Source organism: Streptomyces rugosispiralis (genome assembly GCF_024505145.1).
In the GTDB taxonomy this organism is placed as follows: Bacteria; Actinomycetota; Actinomycetes; order Streptomycetales; family Streptomycetaceae; genus Streptomyces; species Streptomyces rugosispiralis.
The window spans coordinates 162,393-183,544 of the sequence record NZ_JANIAA010000003.1 but is presented as its reverse complement, the minus strand read 5'-3'; the positions used below and the strand labels follow the sequence as shown (position 1 = coordinate 183,544).

Annotated in this window: 18 protein-coding genes; 9 read left to right on the top strand and 9 right to left on the bottom strand. The window is 72.4% G+C overall.

Annotation, left to right across the window (positions count from 1 at the left end):
- Positions 1 to 92: 92 nt before the first annotated feature.
- Positions 93 to 4,331, top strand: a complete 4,239-nt coding sequence (locus NP777_RS07290; RefSeq protein WP_256649229.1) for a molybdopterin-dependent oxidoreductase — start codon at positions 93 to 95, stop codon at positions 4,329 to 4,331.
- A gap of 13 nt (positions 4,332 to 4,344) precedes the next feature.
- Here NP777_RS07290 and NP777_RS07285 read toward each other — a convergent pair whose 3' ends face one another.
- Together NP777_RS07285 and NP777_RS07280 are read right to left on the bottom strand one after the other, a co-directional pair.
- Positions 4,345 to 5,277, bottom strand: coding sequence for a M56 family metallopeptidase (locus tag NP777_RS07285; protein WP_256649228.1), 933 nt, complete (start codon positions 5,275 to 5,277; stop codon positions 4,345 to 4,347).
- A gap of 15 nt (positions 5,278 to 5,292) precedes the next feature.
- Positions 5,293 to 5,670 carry a BlaI/MecI/CopY family transcriptional regulator gene (locus NP777_RS07280; RefSeq protein WP_256649227.1) on the bottom strand — a complete coding sequence of 126 codons (378 nt, stop codon included), beginning with the start codon at positions 5,668 to 5,670 and terminating at the stop codon, positions 5,293 to 5,295.
- A gap of 242 nt (positions 5,671 to 5,912) precedes the next feature.
- Between NP777_RS07280 and NP777_RS07275 the strand changes: the two genes are divergently transcribed.
- The 3 genes from NP777_RS07275 to NP777_RS07265 all read left to right on the top strand — a co-directional run bounded on the left by NP777_RS07275 (position 5,913) and on the right by NP777_RS07265 (position 9,596).
- Positions 5,913 to 7,139 carry a glycosyltransferase family 4 protein gene (locus tag NP777_RS07275; RefSeq protein ID WP_256649226.1) on the top strand — a complete coding sequence of 409 codons (1,227 nt, stop codon included), beginning with the start codon at positions 5,913 to 5,915 and terminating at the stop codon, positions 7,137 to 7,139.
- A gap of 82 nt (positions 7,140 to 7,221) precedes the next feature.
- Entirely contained in the window at positions 7,222 to 8,058 is an 837-nt protein-coding gene (locus NP777_RS07270; protein WP_256649225.1) for an undecaprenyl-diphosphate phosphatase, read from the top strand.
- Entirely contained in the window at positions 8,055 to 9,596 is a 1,542-nt protein-coding gene (locus tag NP777_RS07265; protein ID WP_256649224.1) for a hypothetical protein, read from the top strand. Before NP777_RS07270 ends, NP777_RS07265 begins: the two co-directional genes overlap by 4 nt.
- Before the next feature lie 27 nt (positions 9,597 to 9,623).
- Here NP777_RS07265 and NP777_RS07260 read toward each other — a convergent pair whose 3' ends face one another.
- A complete protein-coding gene (locus tag NP777_RS07260) occupies positions 9,624 to 11,597 on the bottom strand; it encodes a heavy metal translocating P-type ATPase (protein ID WP_256649223.1) in 1,974 nt (657 codons plus the stop codon).
- Between the two features lie 109 nt (positions 11,598 to 11,706).
- Between NP777_RS07260 and NP777_RS07255 the strand changes: the two genes are divergently transcribed.
- On the top strand, positions 11,707 to 12,108 hold the full coding sequence (locus tag NP777_RS07255; protein WP_256649222.1) for an ArsR/SmtB family transcription factor: 402 nt from the start codon (positions 11,707 to 11,709) through the stop codon (positions 12,106 to 12,108).
- A gap of 100 nt (positions 12,109 to 12,208) precedes the next feature.
- On the opposite strand, the gene NP777_RS07250 is transcribed toward NP777_RS07255, so the two are convergent.
- Positions 12,209 to 13,177 (bottom strand): pirin family protein, encoded by a 969-nt coding sequence (locus NP777_RS07250; RefSeq protein ID WP_256649221.1) that lies wholly within the window; start codon positions 13,175 to 13,177, stop codon positions 12,209 to 12,211.
- Positions 13,178 to 13,299: 122 nt separating this feature from the next.
- Here NP777_RS07250 and NP777_RS07245 point away from each other — a divergent pair, with 122 nt between their 5' ends.
- On the top strand, positions 13,300 to 13,977 hold the full coding sequence (locus tag NP777_RS07245) for an O-methyltransferase (RefSeq protein WP_256649220.1): 678 nt from the start codon (positions 13,300 to 13,302) through the stop codon (positions 13,975 to 13,977).
- 221 nt (positions 13,978 to 14,198) lie between these two features.
- On the opposite strand, the gene NP777_RS07240 is transcribed toward NP777_RS07245, so the two are convergent.
- From NP777_RS07240 to NP777_RS07230, 3 genes are all read right to left on the bottom strand, one after another.
- Positions 14,199 to 14,888, bottom strand: a complete 690-nt coding sequence (locus tag NP777_RS07240) for a phosphatase PAP2 family protein (RefSeq protein WP_256649219.1) — start codon at positions 14,886 to 14,888, stop codon at positions 14,199 to 14,201.
- A 142-nt stretch (positions 14,889 to 15,030) separates the two neighbouring features.
- Complete coding sequence (locus NP777_RS07235) at positions 15,031 to 15,966, bottom strand: M56 family metallopeptidase (protein WP_256649218.1); 936 nt, start codon at positions 15,964 to 15,966, stop codon at positions 15,031 to 15,033.
- Positions 15,967 to 16,088: 122 nt separating this feature from the next.
- Positions 16,089 to 16,715, bottom strand: a complete 627-nt coding sequence (locus NP777_RS07230; RefSeq protein WP_256649217.1) for a DUF5134 domain-containing protein — start codon at positions 16,713 to 16,715, stop codon at positions 16,089 to 16,091.
- Positions 16,716 to 16,940: 225 nt separating this feature from the next.
- Here NP777_RS07230 and NP777_RS07225 point away from each other — a divergent pair, with 225 nt between their 5' ends.
- Positions 16,941 to 17,360, top strand: coding sequence for a PPOX class F420-dependent oxidoreductase (locus tag NP777_RS07225; RefSeq protein WP_256649216.1), 420 nt, complete (start codon positions 16,941 to 16,943; stop codon positions 17,358 to 17,360).
- A gap of 66 nt (positions 17,361 to 17,426) precedes the next feature.
- On the opposite strand, the gene NP777_RS07220 is transcribed toward NP777_RS07225, so the two are convergent.
- Complete coding sequence (locus tag NP777_RS07220) at positions 17,427 to 17,813, bottom strand: VOC family protein (protein WP_256649215.1); 387 nt, start codon at positions 17,811 to 17,813, stop codon at positions 17,427 to 17,429.
- Between the two features lie 254 nt (positions 17,814 to 18,067).
- On the opposite strand from NP777_RS07220, the gene NP777_RS07215 reads away from it, so the two are divergent.
- Positions 18,068 to 18,628, top strand: a complete 561-nt coding sequence (locus tag NP777_RS07215) for a GNAT family N-acetyltransferase (protein WP_256649214.1) — start codon at positions 18,068 to 18,070, stop codon at positions 18,626 to 18,628.
- A gap of 116 nt (positions 18,629 to 18,744) precedes the next feature.
- On the opposite strand, the gene NP777_RS07210 is transcribed toward NP777_RS07215, so the two are convergent.
- Entirely contained in the window at positions 18,745 to 19,428 is a 684-nt protein-coding gene (locus tag NP777_RS07210) for a glycerophosphodiester phosphodiesterase (RefSeq protein ID WP_256649213.1), read from the bottom strand.
- Positions 19,429 to 19,736: 308 nt separating this feature from the next.
- Between NP777_RS07210 and NP777_RS07205 the strand changes: the two genes are divergently transcribed.
- Positions 19,737 to 21,134: a DUF6421 family protein gene (locus NP777_RS07205; RefSeq protein ID WP_256649212.1), complete on the top strand. Its 1,398-nt coding sequence runs from the start codon at positions 19,737 to 19,739 to the stop codon at positions 21,132 to 21,134.
- Positions 21,135 to 21,152 lie beyond the last annotated feature (18 nt).

The following is a 21,152-nucleotide window of genomic DNA, read 5'->3' as shown; positions in this document are numbered from 1 at the left end:
CCCTGGTGACCGGCCTGAGAGACCTGCGCGATGAGCGGTTCGTACGGTCCCGGAAGGCTGGACCGGACCGAGCACAGGAAAAGGAGGCGCCCGTGGTCGCGTCGGGTTCCCGGAGCGAGAACACGACGAACACGACGAAGGTGCGGACGGTCTGCTCGTACTGCGGTGTGGGATGCGGCTTGGTCCTCGATGTCGGCAGGGGGCCGGACGGGCGCCGTACGGTCCTGAAGGCTTCCGGGGACAAGGCGCACCCGGCGAATTTCGGCCGACTGTGCGCCAAGGGCGCCACCACGGCCGATCTGCTCGCCGCCCCCGGGCGCCTGACCACGGCGCTCCGGCGGCCGCATCGTGCGGAAGAGCCGGTGCCGACGTCCAGGGACGAGGCGATCGCCGAGACGGGGCGCCGGCTGCGGGCGATCGTCGACGAGCACGGGCCGGACGCGGTCGCCCTCTATGTGTCCGGGCAGATGAGCCTGGAGGCCCAGTACCTCGCGAACAAGCTGGCCAAGGGGTTCCTCCGCACCAACCAGATCGAGTCGAACTCCCGGCTGTGCATGGCCAGTGCCGGCACCGGCTACAAGCTCTCGCTGGGCGCGGACGGGCCGCCGGGCTCCTATCAGGACTTCGACAGGGCCGATGTCTTCCTCGTCATCGGCTCCAACATGGCCGACTGCCATCCCATCCTCTTCCTGCGGATGATGGACCGGGTGAAGTCGGCCGGTGCCAAGCTGATCGTCGTCGATCCGCGCCGCACCGCCACCGCGGCCAAGGCCGACCTGTTCCTGCAGATCGAGCCGGGTACGGACCTGGCACTGCTCAATGGGCTGCTGCACCTCCTGCATGCCGACGGCCACACCGACGCCGAGTTCATCGCCGCGCACACCGAGGGCTGGGAGGCGATACCGGAGTTCCTCGCCGACTACCCGCCCGCCACCGTCGCGGAGATCACCGGCATCCCGGAGGACGACATCCGCGAGGCGGCCCGGCTGATCGGCGGGGCGGGCGAGTGGATGAGCTGCTGGACGATGGGCCTCAACCAGTCCACGCACGGCACCTGGAACACCAACGCGCTGGTCAACCTCCACCTCGCCACGGGCGCGATCTGCCGCCCGGGCAGCGGGCCCTTCTCCCTGACCGGACAGCCCAACGCCATGGGCGGCCGGGAGATGGGCTACATGGGTCCGGGACTCCCCGGTCAGCGGTCGGTGCTCGCCGATGCCGACCGGGCCTTCGTCGAGCACCTGTGGGAGCTGCCGCCGGACACGATCCGCGCGGACGGCGTCGGCAAGGGCACCGTCGAGATGTTCCGGAAGATGGCCGACGGGGACATCAAGGCATGCTGGATCATCTGCACCAACCCGGTCGCCTCCGTCGCGAACCGCAAGACGGTCATCGAGGCCCTGGAGGCCGCCGAATTCGTCGTCACGCAGGACGTGTTCGCCGAGACGGAGACGAACGCGTACGCCGATGTCGTGCTGCCCGGCGCGCTGTGGACCGAGACCGAGAGCGTCCTGATCAACAGCGAGCGCAACCTCACCCTCGCCCGCCCGGCCGTCGATCCGCCCGGCGAGGCGCTGGCGGACTGGCGCATCATCGCGGCCGTGGCCCGTGCCATGGGCTTTGAGCAGGGCTTCGGGTACGACAGCGCGGAGGAGGTCTTCGAGGAGATCAAGCGTGCCTGGAATCCGGTGACCGGCTGGGATCTGCGCGGTGTGAGCTACCAGCGGCTGCGGTCCACCCCGGTGCAGTGGCCCGCCGCGAGCGCCGAGGGGTCCGACCGCAATCCGATCCGGTACGTCGGTGCGGACGGCTCGCCGCGCTTCCCGACCGCGAGCGGCCGCGCGGTCTTCCACCCCCGCCCGCACATACCGGCCGCCGAACTGCCCGATGACGACTACCCGTACCTACTCAACACCGGCCGCCTGCGGGATCAGTGGCACACCCTGACGAAGACGGCCAAGGTGCCCCGGCTGAACAAGCTCAGCCCCGGCCCGTTCGTGGAGGTGCACCCGCGGGACGCGGCCGGGCTGGGCGTCGCCGAGGGGGATTCGGTGGAAGTCGCCTCGCGGCGCGGCCGGGCCGTACTGCCCGCGGTCGTCACCGACCGGGTGCGGCCCGGCTGTTGTTTCGCCCCGTTCCACTGGAACGACCTGTTCGGGGAGTACCTCAGCGTGAACGCGGTGACCGGCGACGCCGTCGATCCGCTGTCGTTCCAGCCCGAGTTCAAGGTGTGCGCGGTTTCGCTGACCAGGGTGGCCACCCCGGTGACGGTGCGGCCTCCGGCGTCGGCGGGCGCACAGTCCACGGCCACGGCGTCCACCGCGGGCACGGCGGTCCCGCCACCGCCCGCCGTCCCAGCTTCCGCTCGCGCACTCTTCGGGCTGGAACCCGCCCCGCCGCCGGCCCTCACCGAACCCGAACGCCGGTATCTGACCGGCTTCCTCGCCGGTATCCCGTCCGGGGCGCCCGGCGTGCCGATGCTGCCCGCGGACGCCCCGTTCAGCCCGTCACACGCCCTGTGGGTGAACGGCGTGCTGGCCGGGATGTACTCCAGAGCCGCCGGATCCTCCGGAGCCACCGGAGCCTCCGGAGCCGAGGCGGCGCGTCCCACCGCGCACGACGTCGGCGACTCCCCGCGGTCGTCCTCCCCGGCCGCGGACATGCCGAGCCGCCAGATCGTGATCCTCTGGGCGTCCCAGACCGGGAACGCCGAGGAGTTCGCGGCCGCCACGGTGGAGCGGCTCACCGCGCACGGCCACGCCGCCTCCCGCGTGCCCATGGACGAGGCCGACCCCGCCGCGCTGCCGTCCGACGCCGACCTGCTGCTGATCACGAGCACCTTCGGCGACGGCGACGCACCGGACAACGGCACCCGCTTCTGGGCCGCCCTCACCGCGCCCGACGCGCCGCGCCTGCCGGACCGGCGCTACTCCGTTCTGGCCTTCGGCGACTCCTCCTACGACGACTTCTGCGGCCACGGCCGCCGCCTCGACCGGAGGATGGAAGAACTGGGCGCGATGCGGCTGGCCCCGCGTACCGACTGCGAACCGGACTACGAGGCCGAGGCCGGGGCCTGGCTCGACCAGGTACTCACGGCGCTGAAGAACGCCACGCTGAAGAGCGCCGAGCTGAAGAGCGCCGAGCCACCGGCGCCCGCCCCGCCTCCCCCCACAGCCGGGACGCCGCTCGGGTCGGGCATTCCCGCCACCGCCACGGCCCCCGCCAACGCCCGCCTGACCGGCAACCGTCGCCTGGGTCTGCCTGGCGCGGGCAAGGAGGTCCGCCGCTTCACCTTCGACACCCGCGACAGCGAGACCCCACTGGGCTACGAGGCCGGTGACGCCCTGGCGGTGCGACCGCTCAACTGGCCCGGCCTCGTCGCCGAGTGGCTGGCCGTCACCGGCCTCGACCCGAACGCGACCGTTCAGGTCGAGAGCGTGGGAGAGGTGCCCTTCGCCGAGGCCCTGTCGCGCCATCTGGACATCACCCGTATCACGCCCGGCCTGCTGCGCTTCGTCGCCGATCGCACCCGCGACCCCCGTGACCTGCGGAAGCTCCTGCGCCCGGACAACCAGGGAGAGCTGGCGAAGTGGTCCTGGGGACGGCAGGCCGTGGACGTGCTCGCCGAGTTCGGCATCCGGGCCGGGGCGCAGGAGTGGACCGATGTGCTGGGGCGCCTGCGGCACCGCCTGTACTCCATATCGTCCAGCCCGCTGACCGACCCCCACCTGGTGTCGCTGACGGTCTCCGTCGTCCGTTACGAGAACCTGGGTGGCCGTACGCGCCAGGGCGTCTGCTCCGCCTTCCTCGCCGACGCCGGGCCGGGCACCCGAGTACCGGTCCGGGTCCAGCGCGTACCCCACTTCCGCCTGCCCGCCGACCCCGCCACCCCGGCGGTGATGGTCGGCCCCGGCACCGGCATCGCGCCCTTCATCGCCTTCCTGGAGGAACGCCGGGCCCGCGGCCACCGCGCCCCGAACTGGCTGTTCTTCGGGGAACAGCACCGCGCCACCGACTTCTACTACGAGGAGGAACTGGCCGCGTTCCTCGCCGATGGCATCCTCACCCGCCTGGACACCGCGTTCTCCCGCGACGAGCGCGCCAAGAAATACGTCCAGGACCGCATGCGTGAACACGGCCACCTGCTGTGGTCCTGGCTCCAGGACGGCGCCCACTTCTACGTCTGCGGCGACGCCTCCCGCATGGCCGAGGACGTCGACCAGGCCCTGCGGGACATCGCCGCCGTCCACGGCGGCCTGGACGAGGCCGGGGCGGCGGCGTACGTCAAACAACTCGCCACCGACAAGCGCTACCTGCGCGACGTCTACTGACCGCCGCGTTCCATCAGGCGCCGACGGCCTCCAGCAGGAGATGGAGGTCGTGGGTGGCCTCGGCGGTGGACAGGGCGGTGACGGCGAGGACCGTGGCTGTCGCGACGGTGAGGAGGGGGTGGCGGCCGAAGGGGGGAGCGAGGAGGGCGGCGACGCGGCGTGGCACGGGCCCGGCGGCGGCGAGCGGGGTGCGGCGGCCGAGGATGGCCAGGGCGGCGCCCGGGGTGCGGCCGGGGGCGTGGTGGGCGGCGAGGGCGGCCTTCCCGACGGTGCGGGCGACCCGCTCGCGGTCGCCGGTGGCGGTGGCCGCGTTCTCGTCGGCCCACCGTTCGATGGTGTACGTCACGGCCGTGGCGAGCGGGCGTAGCAGGGGGTTGGCGGCGGCGCCGAGCTGGGTCAGGGCGACGAAGGCGTAATGGTGGGCCGTGAGGTGGGCGCGTTCGTGGGCGAGCAGGATGTGGCGCTCGGTCTCGTCCAGGGTGTGCAGCATGCCGGTGGAGACGACGACGCGGCCGGGCAGGCCGGGGATGGCGAAGGCGTTGGGGGCCTCGTCATCGATCACGACCAGGCCGTCCTCGGCGGGCATACAGGCCGCTTCCAGGGCGGCGGTGGCCAGGGTGCGGGCGCGCCGCCAGAGCATGCGGGCGGCCATGAGGACGGCGGCGCCGAGCAGGAGGCCGGCGATCAGGGCGACGGACAGCTCGGCGGGGTCGTCGCGCTGCGCGGTGTGGGCCGACCAGTGGCCCAGACCGGCCAGCTCGGGGACGCGGATCAGCCCGGTGATGGCCAGCAGGCCCAGTGAGATGGTGGTCGCCGTGCCCAGCACGAGGGCCGAGGCGGTGAGCAGCCAGGTCGCCAGGCGGGGTTCGCACCGCTCCGCCAGGGGGCGTGCTCCCAGGGGAGCGAGCAGGGAGAGCAGCAGCGGGATGTAGACGGCGATGCGCATCTCGGCGGCCTCTTCCTACTGGTCGGGGTCGAGCAGTTGGCGCAGCAGATCCGCGTCGGTGGTGGACAGGCCGTCGGCGAAGCGGGCGAGGACGTCCTGGCGGTCGGACCGCTCCTCCAGGACCGAGCGCATGCGGCGGGCGGCGAAGCCGGGGTCGTCGGTCACGGGGGCGTAGGCGTAGGCCCGGCCGCGCGGAGTGCGGGTGAGCAGCCGCTTGGTGTGCATGCGGGTGAGGATCGTCACCACGCTGTTGTACGCCAGCTCGCTGCCCAGACGTTCGGTGACCTCGCGGGGGGTCAGCGCGCCATCGGCCCGCTGCAGCAATTCGAGGATCTCGGCCTCGCGTGCACCGTTGGGCAGCTTCGGGCCCTGTCCTGGCGTGCGGGTGCCCATGCGTTTGGCGTCCCTTCCGTTATCTCCTACACTCGTGTAGGACTCCTACACCGGTGTAAAAGTCGCTGTCTCCCCAGTGTGCCATGTGCTCGTACCAGGGCAGAACTCTGCCCTGGGCGGCGCGCGGCCGGAAAGGACCCCGCGGTGCCTTTGGCTCTTGATCCGCTGGATGCCGCCCCCTTCCTGATCGGCCGTCGCGCCCGGACCCGTACCGCCGCGGAGCCGACCGTGGGGAGCGCCAAGTGAAGATCACCTTCCTGATCCACAACGTGTACGCGATCGGCGGCACGATCCGCACCACTCTCAATCTCGCCGCCGCGCTCGCCGACCGGCACGAGGTGACGATCGTGTCGATGCTCCGCCACCGCACCCGCCCGCGGTTCGCCGTCGATCCAAGGGTGACGGTGGTGCCCCTGGTCGACCTGCGCGCGGACGCCGCCGACCCGCTGCTGCACCGGCCGGCCGAGGTCTTCCCCGCCGCCGAGAAGCGGTACGAGCAGTACAGCCGCCTCACCGACCAGCGGGCGCGGGAGTACCTGCGGAACTGCGAGGCGGACGTGATCATCGGCACCCGGCCGGGCATCAACGTGTACCTGGCCCGCTTCGCCCCGACCCGGGCGCTGCGCATCGCCCAGGAACACCTCACCCACGACATGCACACCAAGAAGTTGCGCGCCCAACTCGCCCGGAACTACCGCGACCTGGATGCCCTGGTCACCACGACCGACGCCGACGCGGCCGTCTACCGGGCGAGGATGCGGCTGCCGGGCGTGCGGATCCTGGCCGTCCCCAACGGCGTGCCCGACCCCGGCCTGCCGCCCACCGACGGCACCGCCCCCACCGACGGCAGCGCCCCCGTCATCGCCGCGGCCGGACGCCTGGTGCGCGCCAAGCGTTTCGACCTGCTCATCGAGGCGTTCACCGAGGTCGCCGCCAAGCACTCCGACTGGTCGCTGCGCGTCTATGGCGCGGGCGCCGACAAGGACCGGCTCCAGCGGCTGATCGAGGAGCGGGGCCTGAGCGGTCGGGCGGCGCTGATGGGCGCGGTGTCCCCGATCGAGGCCGAGTTCGCGAAGGCGTCGATCGTCGCCTCCGCCTCCGACGCGGAGTCCTTCGGCATGACCCTGGTCGAGGCGATGCGCTGCGGCATACCGGTGGTCGCCACCGACTGCCCGCTCGGCCCCGCCGAGATCATCGACGACGGCGTCGACGGCCGCCTGGTCCCCATGGGCGACCGGCAGGCGCTGGCCGCCGCGCTGAGCGACCTGATCGCCGACGAGCCCGGCCGCCGCCGCATGGGCGAGGCCGCCCGCGCCGCGGCCCGCCGCTTCGATCCGGCCCATGTGGCCCACGCCTACGAGGAACTGTTCGACGACCTCGCCGCCACGCGTTCCTCGCGTGCCCGGCAGCGCCGCAAGGCCCGCTGGCGCAGCCGCGTGGGCCGGGCCCTGCGCCGACCGCGCCGCTGACTCCCATCCCACTCGCCGCGGTCGCACCACGCCGTTCCGCGGCGGACCCGGCCCGCCCCCTCCACCACAGAAACGGATCCAGATGAGCGCCATCAGCATCGGCCAGGCGGCCATCCTCGGCATTGTCGAAGGCATCACGGAGTTCCTCCCGGTCTCCTCCACCGGCCATCTGAAGATCACCGAAGGGCTGATGGGCATCCCGGTCGACGACACCTCCGTGGTCGGCTTCACCGCCGTCATCCAGGTCGGCGCGATCGCCGCGGTGCTGGTGTACTTCTTCAAGGACATCGTGCGGATCGTCTCCGCCTGGGGTCGCGGACTCGCCCACCGCGAACAGCGCCACCACCACGACTACAAGTTCGCCTGGTGGGTCATCTACGCCACCATCCCGATCGTGATCGTGGGCCTGGCCGCGAAACCCTTCATCGAGGGCCCGCTCGCATCCCTGTGGGTGGTCGCAGGCTCCCTCGTCGCCGGGTCCGCTGTGATGTGGGTGGCCGATCAGATGGGCCGCCACAAGCGCGGCGAGGACGACACGAGCTTCAAGGACGCGATGCTGGTCGGCTGCTCGCAGATCCTCGCGCTGCTCTTCCCCGGCTTCTCCCGCTCCGGCGCCACCATGTCCACCGCGCTCATCCTCGACCTGGACCGGGTGGCCGCCACCCGGCTGTCCTTCTTCCTCGGCATCCCGGCGCTGACCGGCGCGGGCCTGTACGAGCTGAAGGACGCCGTCGGCGCCGGGGTCGGCGCCGCCCCCCTCGTGGTGGGCACCGCCGTCTCGTTCGTGGTCGCCTACGCCTCGATCGCCTGGCTGCTGAAGTTCGTCGCCAAGCACTCCTTCAACGCCTTCGTCGTCTATCGCGTCGTCGTCGGCCTGCTGCTGCTCGGCCTGCTGGGTACCGGGGTGCTCACCGCGTGATCGCTTCGCGTACGGCCATCCGCCCGCCACGCCGGATACCGTGGCCGGCGCTGGTCGCCCTCGCCTATGCGGTGGCCCAACTCGCCCTCGTCGTCCCGCACCTGGGGCTGGGCTGGGACGAAACGGTGTACCTCTCCCAGGTCGATCCGCACCGCCCGGCGGCGTACTTCAGCGCCCCGCGCTCGCGCGGTATCAGCCTTCTGGCCGCCCCCGTCCTCGCCGTCACCGACTCCGGTGGCGGCACCGTGCTCCGGGTCGTCCTGGCGCTGCTGTCCGCCGCCGCCCTGTACGCGGCCTACCGCGTCTGGCAGCCGCTGCTCGGCCCCGGGCGGACCGCCCTGGCCGCGCTGCTCTTCGCCGGTCTGTGGACCACCCTGCTCTACGGGCCGCAGGCCATGCCCAACCTGTGGGTGGCCCTGTCCGCGGTGGCGGCCGTCGGCTGGTTCCTGCGTGCCGCACGCCCCCCTGTGGGGCGGCGGGCCCTGCTCGGTCTGGGCGCCACGGTCGCGGCCGCCACCTGCTTCCGCTTCTCCGACGGCGTCTGGCTCGCCCTGCCCCTGCTCGCGGCGTGCGCGATCGTCCCGGCCTGGCGGCGTCCGGCGCCCGCGCTCGCCGTGGCAGGCGGGTTCGCCGTGGGCGGCGCCGAGTGGGTGGCGGAGGCGTACGCGCGCTGGGGCGGGATCGGCGCCCGGCTGCACCTCTCCAGCACCACCGAGGGCGGCATGGGCACGCACTGGGTGGGCGGCATGGCATGGCGCAGCCTCAACGGCCCCCTGCTCTGCCGCCCCTGCCACCACCCGCTCACCCACCCCGAGCTCACCCTGTGGTGGCTGGCCCTGCCCGTCCTCGCCCTCATCGCCTGGGTCCTGGCCTGGCGGGCCCGGCGCGACGCGGTCATCCTGCTCCCCATCGCCTGCGCCGCCACGCTGAGCATCCCCTACCTGGTGCTCATCGACTACTCGGCGCCGCGCTTCCTGCTGCCCGTCTACGCCCTGCTCTCCCTTCCGCTCGCCGCCCTGGCCGCACACACCGCGCGGGCCATCCGCCCGCCCCGGGCCCGCGCCCTGGCCGCCGGGCTGGCGGCCGCGCTGCTCGCCCTGCACCTGGCCGCGCAGTACGAGGTGCTCGACCGCAATACCGCCGCCGCCCGCGCCACCGCCGCCCGCTACCGCACCGCCGCCCACGACCTGCGCCGCCTCGGACTCACCCCGCCCTGCCTGGTCAGCGGCGAACACGCCCCGCCCATCGGCTACGACGCCGGCTGCGCCTCGGCCAACGTGGGCGGCAACAACCGCGACATCACCGCGCCCGCCCTGCTGCGCCGTGCCACCCGCGAACCCACCGCCGCCCTCGCCAGGACCGGCTCCGGCCCTCCCCACTACGCCCGCACCTGGACCCCCCACCGCCTGCCGGGCACCGGACTCACCGCCTACGTCCAGAAACCGTCCACGTCCGGAAGGGGAACCCTGATGGCTGCGCCCCCGCCTCCCGGCGTCCTGGCCGATGTCGCCCCACCGCTGGACCACTACGGGGGCTGACCGGCCCCCGCCGCCCCGCTGACGGCCCTACGCGTGGTCCCGGGCGCTCCGCCAGGCCGCGTCGCGCAGCAGGCGCAGGCCGTTGAGGCCGACGATGACGGTGGAGCCCTCGTGCCCGGCGACACCGAGCGGAAGCGGCAGGGTTCCGACCAGGTCCCAGACGACCAGACCGGTGATGAACACCCCGGCGATCACCAGGTTCTGGGTGACCAGGCGGCGGGCGCGACGGGAGAGGGAGACGGCGGTGGGGATGGTGGCCAACTCGTCCCGGACGACGACGGCGTCGGCGGTCTCCAGGGCGAGGTCGGAGCCCGCTCGTCCCATGGCGACGGCCGTATGGGCGGCGGCCAGGGCGGGCGCGTCGTTCACGCCGTCACCGACGACCAGCACCCTGCGGCCCGCGCCCGCCAACTCCTTGACGGCGGTGACCTTGTCCTGGGGCAGCAGCCCGGCGCGGACATCGGTGATTCCGACCTCGGCCGCCAGGGAGCGGGCGGCGCGCGGGTTGTCCCCGGTGAGCAGCACCGGGGCGGTGCCCGTCAGCGTGGTGAGTGCGGCGACGGTGGCGGTGGCGTCCTCGCGCAGTCGGTCGGCGATGCCGAGCACGCCGACGGCCGAGCCGTCGACCTCCACCAGGACGGCGGTACGGCCGGCCGCTTCCAGCCGGGTCGCCAGCGCGGTGGCGGGGTGGTCGGGGTGCGGCGCCCGCGGGCGGTCGGGGCTGCCCACCGCGACGACGCGTCCGTCGACCGTGGCGATCACGCCGGTGCCCGGGGTCGAGGAGAAGTCCCGGACCGCCGGAAGCTCCAGGCCACGCTTCCGGGCGGCATCGCCGACGGCACGGGCCAGCGGGTGCTCGCTGGGGTGCTCGGCCGCCGCCGCCAGGGTCAGCAGGGCCTCCTCGGTCAGGCCCGAGTGGTCGAGCGGGCACACGTCGGTGACTCGAGGGGTCCCCTCGGTCAGGGTGCCCGTCTTGTCGAGGGCCACGGCGTCGACCTGGCCGAGTCGCTCCATGACCACGGCGGACTTGATGAGGACACCGTGGCGCCCGGCGTTGGCGATGGCGGACAGCAGGGGCGGCATGGTCGCCAGCACCACCGCGCACGGAGAAGCGACGATCATGAAGGTCATCGCCCGCAGCAGGGTGGGCTGCAGCGCCGAGCCGAAGAACAGCGGCACCGCGAAGAGCGCCAGGGTGGCGGCCACCATGCCCAGCGAATAGCGCTGTTCCACCTTCTCGATGAACAACTGGGTGGGGGCCTTCGTCTCGGAGGCCTCCTCGACCATCCGCACGATCCGCGCGATCACCGAGTCCGACGGATCGCGCTCGACCCGCACGGTCAGCGCGCCGGTGCCGTTGAGCGTGCCGGCGAACACCTCGTCACCGGCCGTCTTGGCCACCGGCAGCGGTTCCCCGGTGATCGTGGCCTGGTCGACCTCGCTCGCGCCCTCCCGTACCCGGCCGTCCGCGCCGACCCGCTCCCCGGGACGTACGAGGATCACATCGCCCACCGCGAGCCGCTCGGTGGGCACCGCCTCCTCGGCGCCGTCCCCGGACAGCCGGGTGGCGGTGGCCGGGGCGAGGTCGAGCAGACCGCGCACCGAGTCCGCGGTCCGCGCGGTGGCGATGGCCTCCAGCGCCCCCGAGGTGGCGAAGATGACGATCAACAGCGCCCCGTCCAGCACCTGCCCGAGCGCGGCCGCGCCGAGCGCGGCGACCACCATCAGCAGGTCGACGTCCAGGGTCCGGTCCTTGAGGGCCCGCAATCCGGCCCATCCCGGCTCCCAGCCGCCGGTGAGGTAGGTGAGCGCGTAGAGCGGCACCCATGACCATGCCGGTGCGCCGAGCAGTTGGAGCGGCAGCGCGATCAGGAACAGCACCAGGGCGGCCGCCGCCCAGCGGGCCTCGGGCAGGGCGAAGATCCGCGTCCGGCGGCCGGGCGTGGCCGGATCACGGACCACTCCGGGCGGCGCGACCGGGCGGGTGACGGTCGATGACATGGCAGGCGGCGTCCTTCAGTGGAGGCGGCAACGGGCTCGATGCCTCCACGTTACAGGATTGAATGAATAACTCTTCATGTGTTCCTGAGCGGGTCGGTAGGCTTGACGCATGGGCCATGGAGTCGCACCCGCCGCTGACAACGCCGTACCGCGCGCCCGCCTGGACGCCGGCAGCGCCCCGAGAGTCGCCGCGACGCTGCAGGCGCTGGCGACGCCATCCCGCCTGCTGATCCTGGCCCGGCTGCGGGAGGGGCCCTTGCCGGCCACCGAACTGGCCACCGCGGTCGGGATGGAGCAGTCCGCGTGCTCCCACCAGCTGAGGCTGCTACGCAACCTCGGCCTGGTCGTGGGCACCCGTGATGGCCGCTCGGTGGTGTACTCGCTGTACGACAACCATGTCGCCGAACTGCTGGACCAGGCCCTCTACCACGTTGAACACCTGCGGCTGGGGCTGAGCGACGCGTCGGCCGAGTCGGCCGACGAAGTGGACGAGGTGTCCGCGGCCCTCTGAGAGGTGCCCGCCGCTCTCCGAGAGGTACCCGCGGCTCTCCGAGAGGTACCCGCCGCTCTCTGGAACGCCGTACCCGCGGCGCCGCGGCGGCTGTCGCCGGTCAGCGCGTCCGGCCGCGCGGCTTCAGGGGTACGGGCGGGAGCTCCGGGGCGGGCAAGGGGGCGCCGTCGTAGCCGTGGACCTCGCCGAAGCGCGAGCCCGACGACCAGTCCTCGCGGGCCTGGGAGATCTCGTCGTGGGAGCGCCCGATGAAGTTCCACCACATCACGATCTTCTCCTCGAAGGGCTCCCCGCCCAGCAGCATGAACGCGCTGTCCACGTCCGCCCGCAGCGGCAGTTCGGCGCGTCCGCAGCCGAGGTAGAGGAGGGAGCCGGGGGCGAGGCGCACCCCGTCGACCTCGGCCTCGCCGGACATGGTCAGGGCCGCGTACTCGAAGTCGGGCCGCACCGGCAACCGGGTGTCGGTACCGGCCGCGAGGGCGATGTCCGCGCCCATCAGGGGAGTGAACGTGGTGCCTGGCGAGGCCGCGCCGTCCAGTTCGCCGAGGACGACCGTCGCCCGCAGCCCTCCGCCGCCGGTCACCCGGGGCAGCTCGGCGTGGTGCTCCCACATGGGGGCGACGTGGCGGTCGCCGTCGGGCAGCGCGACCCACAGCTGTGCGCCGTGCAGCAGCCGGGCGTGCTCGCGCGGGGACTCCTCGGAGTGGGCGATGGCCCGGCCCGAGGTCATCAGCCCCAACTCGCCGGGGCGCACCGTCTGCAGGCTGCCGACGCTGTCGCGGTGCAGCACCTCGCCGTCGTGCAGCCAGCTGACCGTCTGCAGCCCCATGTGCGGATGCGGAGGCACCTGCATCCCCGGCTCCTGGGCGATGTCGTCCGGGCCGTAGTGGTCGATGAAGCACCAGGCGCCGACCATGCGCCGCCCGAGGTTCGGCAGAAGCCGGCGCACCATGGTGGACTCGCCCAGCGGGACCTGCTTGGCGGCCAGCAGTTCACGGACCGGCCGGGCGGTGACGTCCTGGCGGCCGCCGCACACGGTCGGCGCGGGCCTCAGATCGAGATTGCTCATGACCGCACTCTCCTGTCGCCCCGGGCAGCTCAGGGGGAGCCAGGGGGATGTTTAGGGGGCGGTCGGATCGCCGCCGGAAGAAGAATCTATCCGGTGACCGCACCGACCCTGAAGGAGATCGTATGCCGTCCACACTGCACACCGAGGCCGTGGCGACCGTCCTGGACGGACTGCTGGAGGCCGAGCGCGAAGGCGATGAGCGCGCGTTCGCCGAGACCGGTGTGACCGACCCCAAGTCGGCCTGGGCCGAGCTGGACGCCGGCCAGATGGCCGAGGTGTTCAAGGACGCCTCCATGTCGGTGTCCAAAGAGGGCGGTGAGCTGCTCTACCTGCTCACCCGGGCGACCGGCGCGCGGACCGTCGTCGAGTACGGAACCTCCTTCGGCGTGTCCACCCTCTACCTGGCCAGCGCGGTGCGGGACAACGGCGGCGGGCGGGTGATCGGCACGGAACTGCAGGCGGACAAGGTGGCCAAGGCCACGGAGGCCATCGCCGCCGCCGGGCTCTCCGACATCGCCACCGTCCGCGTAGGCGACGCGCGGGAGACGCTGCGGGACCTGCCCGAGTCGGTGGACCTGCTGCTGATGGACGGCTGGCCGAACCTCAACCGGGCGGTGCTGCAGGTGGTGGAGCCCCGGCTGCGCCGGGGCGCGCTGGTGCTCGTGGACGACCTGGACATGGACTTCGGCTTCGACATGCACCGGGAGATGCGGGAGTACCTCGCCGACCCGGCGAACGGCTACCTCTCGCTGCGCCTGCCGGTCGCGCACGGGATCCTGGCCGGGGTGCGGCTCGGCTAGGGTCTGTCGTTCGGATCTCCGCGGCGTCGCGTCGCCCGGCACGCGCACCTGCTGCGTTGTCGTCGGTCGACGACTCCCCCAGCTACCGCTGGGAGGTGCCCCCTGACGCCGCGGGCCCTGCGGCGCCAGCCGCTGATGCCACAGGCGCGAAGATCCACCGGACAGGGCCCAGCACCCGGGCGGGATCGCCGTTCCCGGTGGCCGGAGGGTGGTTTCGGGGCTCATGAGCGCGCACTCCCCCCGGGGGACGCCTCGCGCTCGCCCGTACGGCTCTGGGCGTAGCCGTACGAGGCGATCGCCCCGTACACCAGCGCCGCGCCCAGCAGCCAGCCGGCCAGGACGTCGCTGGGCCAGTGGACGCCCAGATAGAGCCGGGTGAAGCCGACCCCCAGCACGGACACGGCGGCCACGACGGCCAAGGCCCGCAGCCACTTCGCGGGCGCCCGGTGCAGCGTCATCAGCCACAGCAGCAGCCCGAAGGTGACGGTGGTGGTCAGGGCGTGACCGGACGGGAAGGCCGCGTAGTGCGCCGAGTCCACCGGATCCGGCCACTGGGGACGTGCCCGGTCGACGCCGGCCTTGATCGCCTGTTGCAGCGCCGTGCCCGCCGCCGCCGTGACGGCGACCCAGAGGGCGAGTTGCCACTCCCGGCGCCACAGCAGCCACCCCACGGCCACCGCCAGCAGCGCACGCATCGTCCACGGGTCCCAGACCCAGTCCGTGAGCACTCTGTTGGCCTTGGTCCAGCCGCGGTGCTCCACGGCGGAGTGGTGCAGGGCGACGACGATGTCCCGGTCGGCGCTTCCCAGCGGCCCCCAACGGGTGGCCACCAGGGCGAGCAGCACCAGGAAGAGCGCGGTGCACACGGCCGCGCCGAGGGCGGCTCGGCGGTGAAGGGTTGCCGGCTGCATGGGTCGATGATCGCCGAAGGGCGGGCCCCGGAGCCAGCAGGCCGTCGATCTTCCTCGAGCTTCCTCGAGGCCGTCGATCTTCCTCGAGCCGGGAAGCCCTCGATCTCCCCCGAGCGAGGAGCCGCCGTAGTACCGAGAACGCCTACCCCAGCACCCGCAGCGCCGGGACCAGGGTGACCAGCAGCGGGACGGCCGGGACGAGCGCCGCGGTGGCCGTAAGGCGCCAGCGGCGCCCCGCCGGGAGGCGGGAGGCGGGGGCCAGCAGCCGGTCCACCCGCTGCGGCACCTGGGCGAGCGCGCTGGGGCAGGGGCCGAACACCCCGCGGTCCTCGTTGAGTTCGACCAGCGCGAGCGCGGTGGTCGTCCGCCCGAAGCGCCGTGACGCGGAGTCGTCGGCGGCCAGCTCGACCAGCCGGTGCACCTCGTCGCGGAACGCCGCGAACATGGTCACCTGCGGAAAGCCGCTGGCCAGCGCGGTCGAGCAGTGCAGCAGCCAGTGGTGGCGGGCGCGGGCGTGGCCCTGCTCATGGGCGATGACGGCGTCCAGCCGACGGCCCTTGAGGCGGCGCAGCGCCGCCGTGGTGATGACGAGCTGGGGCGTGGTGCCCGGCAGCAACCAGGCGTCCGGCTTGTCGCTCTCCAGGACCACCAGACGCTCCTCGCTGGGCTCCTCACCGGGCAAGGCGGGGGAGCGGACGAGGAGTTCGGCGCGGTGCTGCCTGCGCCAGGCGCGGGCGCGGCCGATCTCGCGGGTGAGCATCACCGCGCTCCAGACGGCCCCGAAGGCGAGCACGAGGGCGACGGGCGCGGCCAACGGCCCGTAGCCGGACAGCGCGTACGCCTCCACCACGCCCTTGGGCGCGGGGGCGAAGACATTGCCGCGCACGGCCTCCCAGGCGGCCGCCCCGGTGAGCGCCATGGTCAGCGCGCAGCACAACAGCACTGCGACGACCACGCACTGCCACACCCAGAGGGCGAGCACGGGTTCGCGGTCGATCCAGTCGGAGCGGGACAACAGGCGCGGCGCCATTGCCGCCGCCAGTGCGCCGAGGCCCATCAGCGCGAACGGGACCATCATGGCCGTCAGCCTATGATCGCGACGCTCGGGCCGGGTACGGTCACGGCGGGGAAGTGACGCACACCACGGTGCGCCCGCGCATGGCGGCTACGGATCGGGCCACTGCCCGGCCCGCCGCCCCTTCACAGGGCCAGGAGCATCGCGAACATCCCTATCCCCATCGACAGCCTGCAAGCGTGCCGCAGCTCGGGCCGCCGCGACCACCGGGCGCCGGAGGACACGCGCCCCGTGCCGTCCACGGCCCCTTCGACCGTTCCGTCCACGGCCCCGTCCGTCATCGGTACGAGCCGCAGCCCGGACCGTACGACGTAGACCGCGAAGTACACGAGCAGCACCCCGGTCAGCAGGGGCACCCCGCCCGCCATCCGGCCCGGGGCCATCTCGCCGGTGTGATGGTGGCCGCCCGTGGTGCCCGCCATCATCGCGAGCGCCATATAGACCATCGCCAGCGCTCCGACGGTGTGATGCAGACGGTGCCCCGGGAGCCCCGCGCCGCGCTCCACCGGCAGCAGCGCCCTTACGGCGGCCACCGCGAAGACCGCCGCGAAGGCGGGCGGACCCCAGGGCCGGGGGTCCAGCACGGTGGACGGCACCGCCATCACGGCCATCCCCCATCCCATCAGCGCCTCGGCGCCCGCGATCCGCCGCCCCGGCCCGGGCGGCTCACCGCGCATCTGCAGCAGACAGTAGCCACCCGTGGCCGCGCACAGCGCGACCAGCAGCCAGCCGATGAGTGGAGGTCCGTGCACGGCCACACCTCCCGAAGGGGGACGTAATACCGGGAGACATCCCCTGTCGCGGCACCACACACGGGAGCGCATGGGCGCAGTGGGGGAGCGCGAGGCGTGCAGAGTAGCGGAGTAGGTGGGGAGCGCGAGGCCCGGTATGGCACGGTGAGAGGTACGGCCCGTGGATCACGCAGGCCCCAGCCGCACCACGGGACGTGAACAGCTGTCCAAAGAGGAGGAGAGCCCGTGTCGAATCCACCGCTTCCCGAGGTCGCGGTCGCCATGCTCGAGAAGCCCAATCCGGCCGTGATCGCGACGATCCGGTCCGACGGTCAGCCGGTGTCCACGGCCACCTGGTACCTCTGGGACGACGGCCGGGTCCTGGTCAACATGGACGAGGGCCGTAAGCGGCTCGACCACATCCGGAACGACCCCAGGGTCACGCTCACCGTGATCGACGAGGCGAACTGGTACAACCACATCACCCTCATCGGCCGGGTCGTCGAGCTCCAGGACGACAAGGACCTGGCCGGAATCGACCGGCTGGCCCAGCAATACCTCGGCAAGGAGTACCCGAGGCGGGACCGCGCCCGGATCAGCGCCTGGATCGAGATCGACCGCTGGCACGGCTGGGGCGAGCACAAGGAGAACAGCCAGCCCGGCTGAGTCCCCACGGTGTCGCCCGCCCCGCCACCGCGAGCCGTGGCGGGGCCGACGGCACGAGGGGAGCCATCAGGGGCGGTAGCGCAGCGGATGGTCCTCGGGGACCTCCACGACCGCGATCCGCACGCCGTCCGGATCCGCGATCCACATCTCCACCAGCCCCCACGGCTCCTTCTTCGGCGGCCGCAGCACCTCGACCCCCTGGGCGGTGAGCTCCTTGTACGCCGCCGCCGCGTCCGCCACCTGGAGCCACAGCTGCAGGCCCGGGGCGGGCGGGGTGTCCGAGCGGCCGGAGACCTCCAGGAAGCCCCCGCCGAGGAAGTAGACGGTGCCGCGCTCGGGGCCGGTCCCGAACTCCCGGTAGACCGCCAGGCCCAGGGCCTCGCCGTAGAACGCCCGGGAGCGCTCGGGGTCCGTCGGCCGCAGCAGAGTGCGGCTGCTCAGTACGTGAACCATGCCCGCGACCCTACGCAACCTGACCCCTTCGGGGCAGGTTAAGGTCTATTTGCCGCCACCGGCCGTCACACCGGCCACCGGCCGTCACACCGGCCACCGGCCGTCACACCGGCCACCGGCCGTCACACCGGCCACCGGCCGTCACACCGGCCACCGGCCGTCACACCGGCCACCGGCCGTCACACCGGCCACCGCACCGGCCCACACCGGCGAGCGGCCGCCACACCGTCACCGAAGGGAACCCCGCCGACGCCATGGACACCGCGGACGCCACCGTACGAGCAGCCACCGACCCCCTCACCTTCCGCACGGCCACCGAGGCCGATGTGGACGGACTGGTGGCCCTGGTCGAGTCGGCCTACCGCGGGGACGCCAGCCGCGCCGGATGGACCACGGAAGCGGACATCCTGGACGGACAGCGCACCGATCCGGAGGGCGTCGCGGAGGTGGTGGGGGCCGAGAACGGCCGGATGATGATCGTCGAGCGGAACGGTGAGCTGATCGCCTGCTGCCAGCTCGAGCACCGCGGTGACCACACCTACTTCGGCATGTTCGCGGTCCGGCCCGCGCTCCAGGGCGGGGGCCTGGGCAAGGTGATCATCGCCGAGGCCGAGCGGTTCGCGCGGGCGGAGTGGGGTGCCAAGGAGATGCATATGACGGTGATCTCCGCCCGCGAGGAGCTGATCGCCTGGTACGAGCGGCGCGGCTACGCCCGTACCGGCCGGATGACCCCGTTCCCGTACGGCGAAGAGCGCTTCGGCGTGCCGCGCCGCGCCGACCTCGAGTTCGAGCTGCTGATCAAGCCCCTCGACTGAGTCGACTGAGTCCCGCCGAACGCCCCCGAACAACGCCCCCGAACGTCTCCGAGGGCCCTCACGGACCCTCAGAGCGCCGCGTTACGCCGTACGGGTGATGGATGTCCGCGCGTGCGTCACGCCGTGAAGCGCGCCGCCCGCCGGATCTCCGGGAAGTCGGTCGTGGCGCCGTCCAGGCGGAGGCCGCGGACCAGCTTCAGCTGGTCGGGGGTGTTCACGGTCCACGCGATGACCTTGAGGTCGTCGGCGTGCGCCTTCTCCACCAGCTCCAGGGTCAGCCTGCGGATGTTGAGCACCAGCATCCCGGCGCCGATGGCATGCGCCCGGTCGATCACATCGAGGCCGTAGCGGCTGGCCACCAGGGCGGTGCGGGCGGTCGGGAGCAGGGTGCGGATCTCCGCGAGCGCCTCGTCGTGGAAGGACAGGATGTCCACCCGGCCCAGCAGATCGCGGCGGGTCAGCACCTCGGCCAGCGCCCGGGCGGCCGCCGTGTCCTTGATCTCGGCCTGGAGCGGCGCCGCCACGGCGTCCACGACCTCCTCGAAGACCGGGATCCGCTCACCCTCCCCGGCGTCCAGCTCACGCAGCTCCGCGAGGGTGAAGTCGCTGATCGGGCCCTTGCCGTCGGTGGTGCGGTCGACGTCCGCGTCGTGCATCACCACGAGCGCGCCGTCCTTGCTGAGGTGCAGGTCCAGTTCGATGACGTCCATGCCCTCGTGCTCGGCGCGGACGAAGGACCGCAGGGTGTTCTCCGGCTCGACACCCATCACTCCGCGGTGTCCGATGGTGAGAAAAGTCAACGCTGTCTCGCTCTTCTGACGGCCCTCGACGGCCTTCGTCGGGTCGTCTGCGTCGGGTCGGGGGAGGCAGTGGGATGGCTGATTCATCGGCACGCGGCGGACGGGCCGCCCGGACCGGCGCACACCATACCGGCCGCTCATGACAGGACCGTTCAAGCGGGGCCGTGGCATGAGTCGAGCCGATGGGGGCAGGAAAAACTGCGGTGGTGCGGGTGTGACGCAGGATGATTTCCCGTACCGCCGCTTGAGCGAGGGAGCGTCCATGGATACGGTGGTCATACGCGAGTTTCTTCGGTTAAGGAGTGGCCATGACGGAAATCCTTTCGTCTGCGATAGGTGAGGGTGTCGTTCTGCCCGCAGAGCGTGTGGTCGACCATCCGGCCTGGCCAACTCTCAAGAACGCTGTCGAAACGTTTCGCCGGTGGCAGTCCAAGGACGGTTCCATCGACTTCGACGCCGAGGGCGCACCCACTCGGGAGACCGCCGCGGCGACCGTCGCCCAGGTGATCGGGGCCATCGAGGAGATCGCCCCGCTGCTGCCGCACGACGCCGACTACCACCGGGCGGCCGTCGCGGATCTGCGCCGCTGGACCGAGGAGGGATTCGGGGTCCCCGACTTCCTCGACTCGCTGCTGGCCTTCCAGCCCGCCCGCACACGCGCCGACGGCCTCCAGCACCTCGTGGTCTTCCCCATGTACACGCAGAACGGCAACCCGGACCGCAATCTGGAAGCCGTGGTGCTGCGCATGGTCTGGCCGGACTGGCTGGCCGAGCTGGAGCGCACCCGCTATGACAACCCGCTCTACTGCGGACTGGCCTTCGAGGACTTCACCTCCGGCTACGACACCAACTCCGCGGTGCTCTTCCCGGAGACCATCGCCGTCCGCGAGGCCCCCGAGCGGTTCAGCTGGGGCGGCATCTTCTGCGACCGCGAGGCGGCCCGGTTCCGCCGGGTCAGCGAGGCCGCCGTCCGGGCCCTGGGGATCGAACTCCCCGACGACATCCGGGACATGCTCGCCGACCAGCGCCGCTGCCAGGAGGCGTTCGCCCTGTGGGACATGGTCCACGACCGCACCCACAGCCATGGCGACCTGCCGTTCGACCCCTTCATGATCAAGCAGCGGCAGCCGTTCTGGATGTACGGTCTTGAGGAGCTGCGCTGCGACCTCACCGCCTTCAAGGAGGCCGTGAAGCTGGACGCCGAGGGCGTCGCCCAGGGCCGTGACGTCCAGTACGCCGTGATCTTCGACCGGATGTTCCGGTTCCCGGTCACCGGCGCGCGGGTCCGCAACTACGACGGGCTCGGCGGCCAGTTGCTCTTCGCCTACCTCCACCAGCACGACGTCGTACGCTGGACGGACAACACCCTGCACATCGACTGGTCCCGCGCCTCGCAGGTCACCAACCAGCTGTGCGGCGAGATCGAGAAGCTCTACCGGGACGGCATCGACCGCCCCAAGCTCGTCCACTGGTTCAAGGCGTACGAGCTGGTGTCGACCTATCTCGCCCCGCACCCCGGCTCGGTCTGGGCCAAGGGCCCCGAAGCCCTGGACCTGAGCCAGCCGCCGCGCAAACTCGTCGACGACGTGCTCCCCGACGAGTTTCCGCTGAGCATGTTCTACGAGGCGCTTGGGAAGAAGCTGCGAAACGTGGTCGCCTCCACCAAGGGCATCACGGCCGACAGCGAGCTACCGGCGGCGGCATGACCACCGCGGCGGCGCACA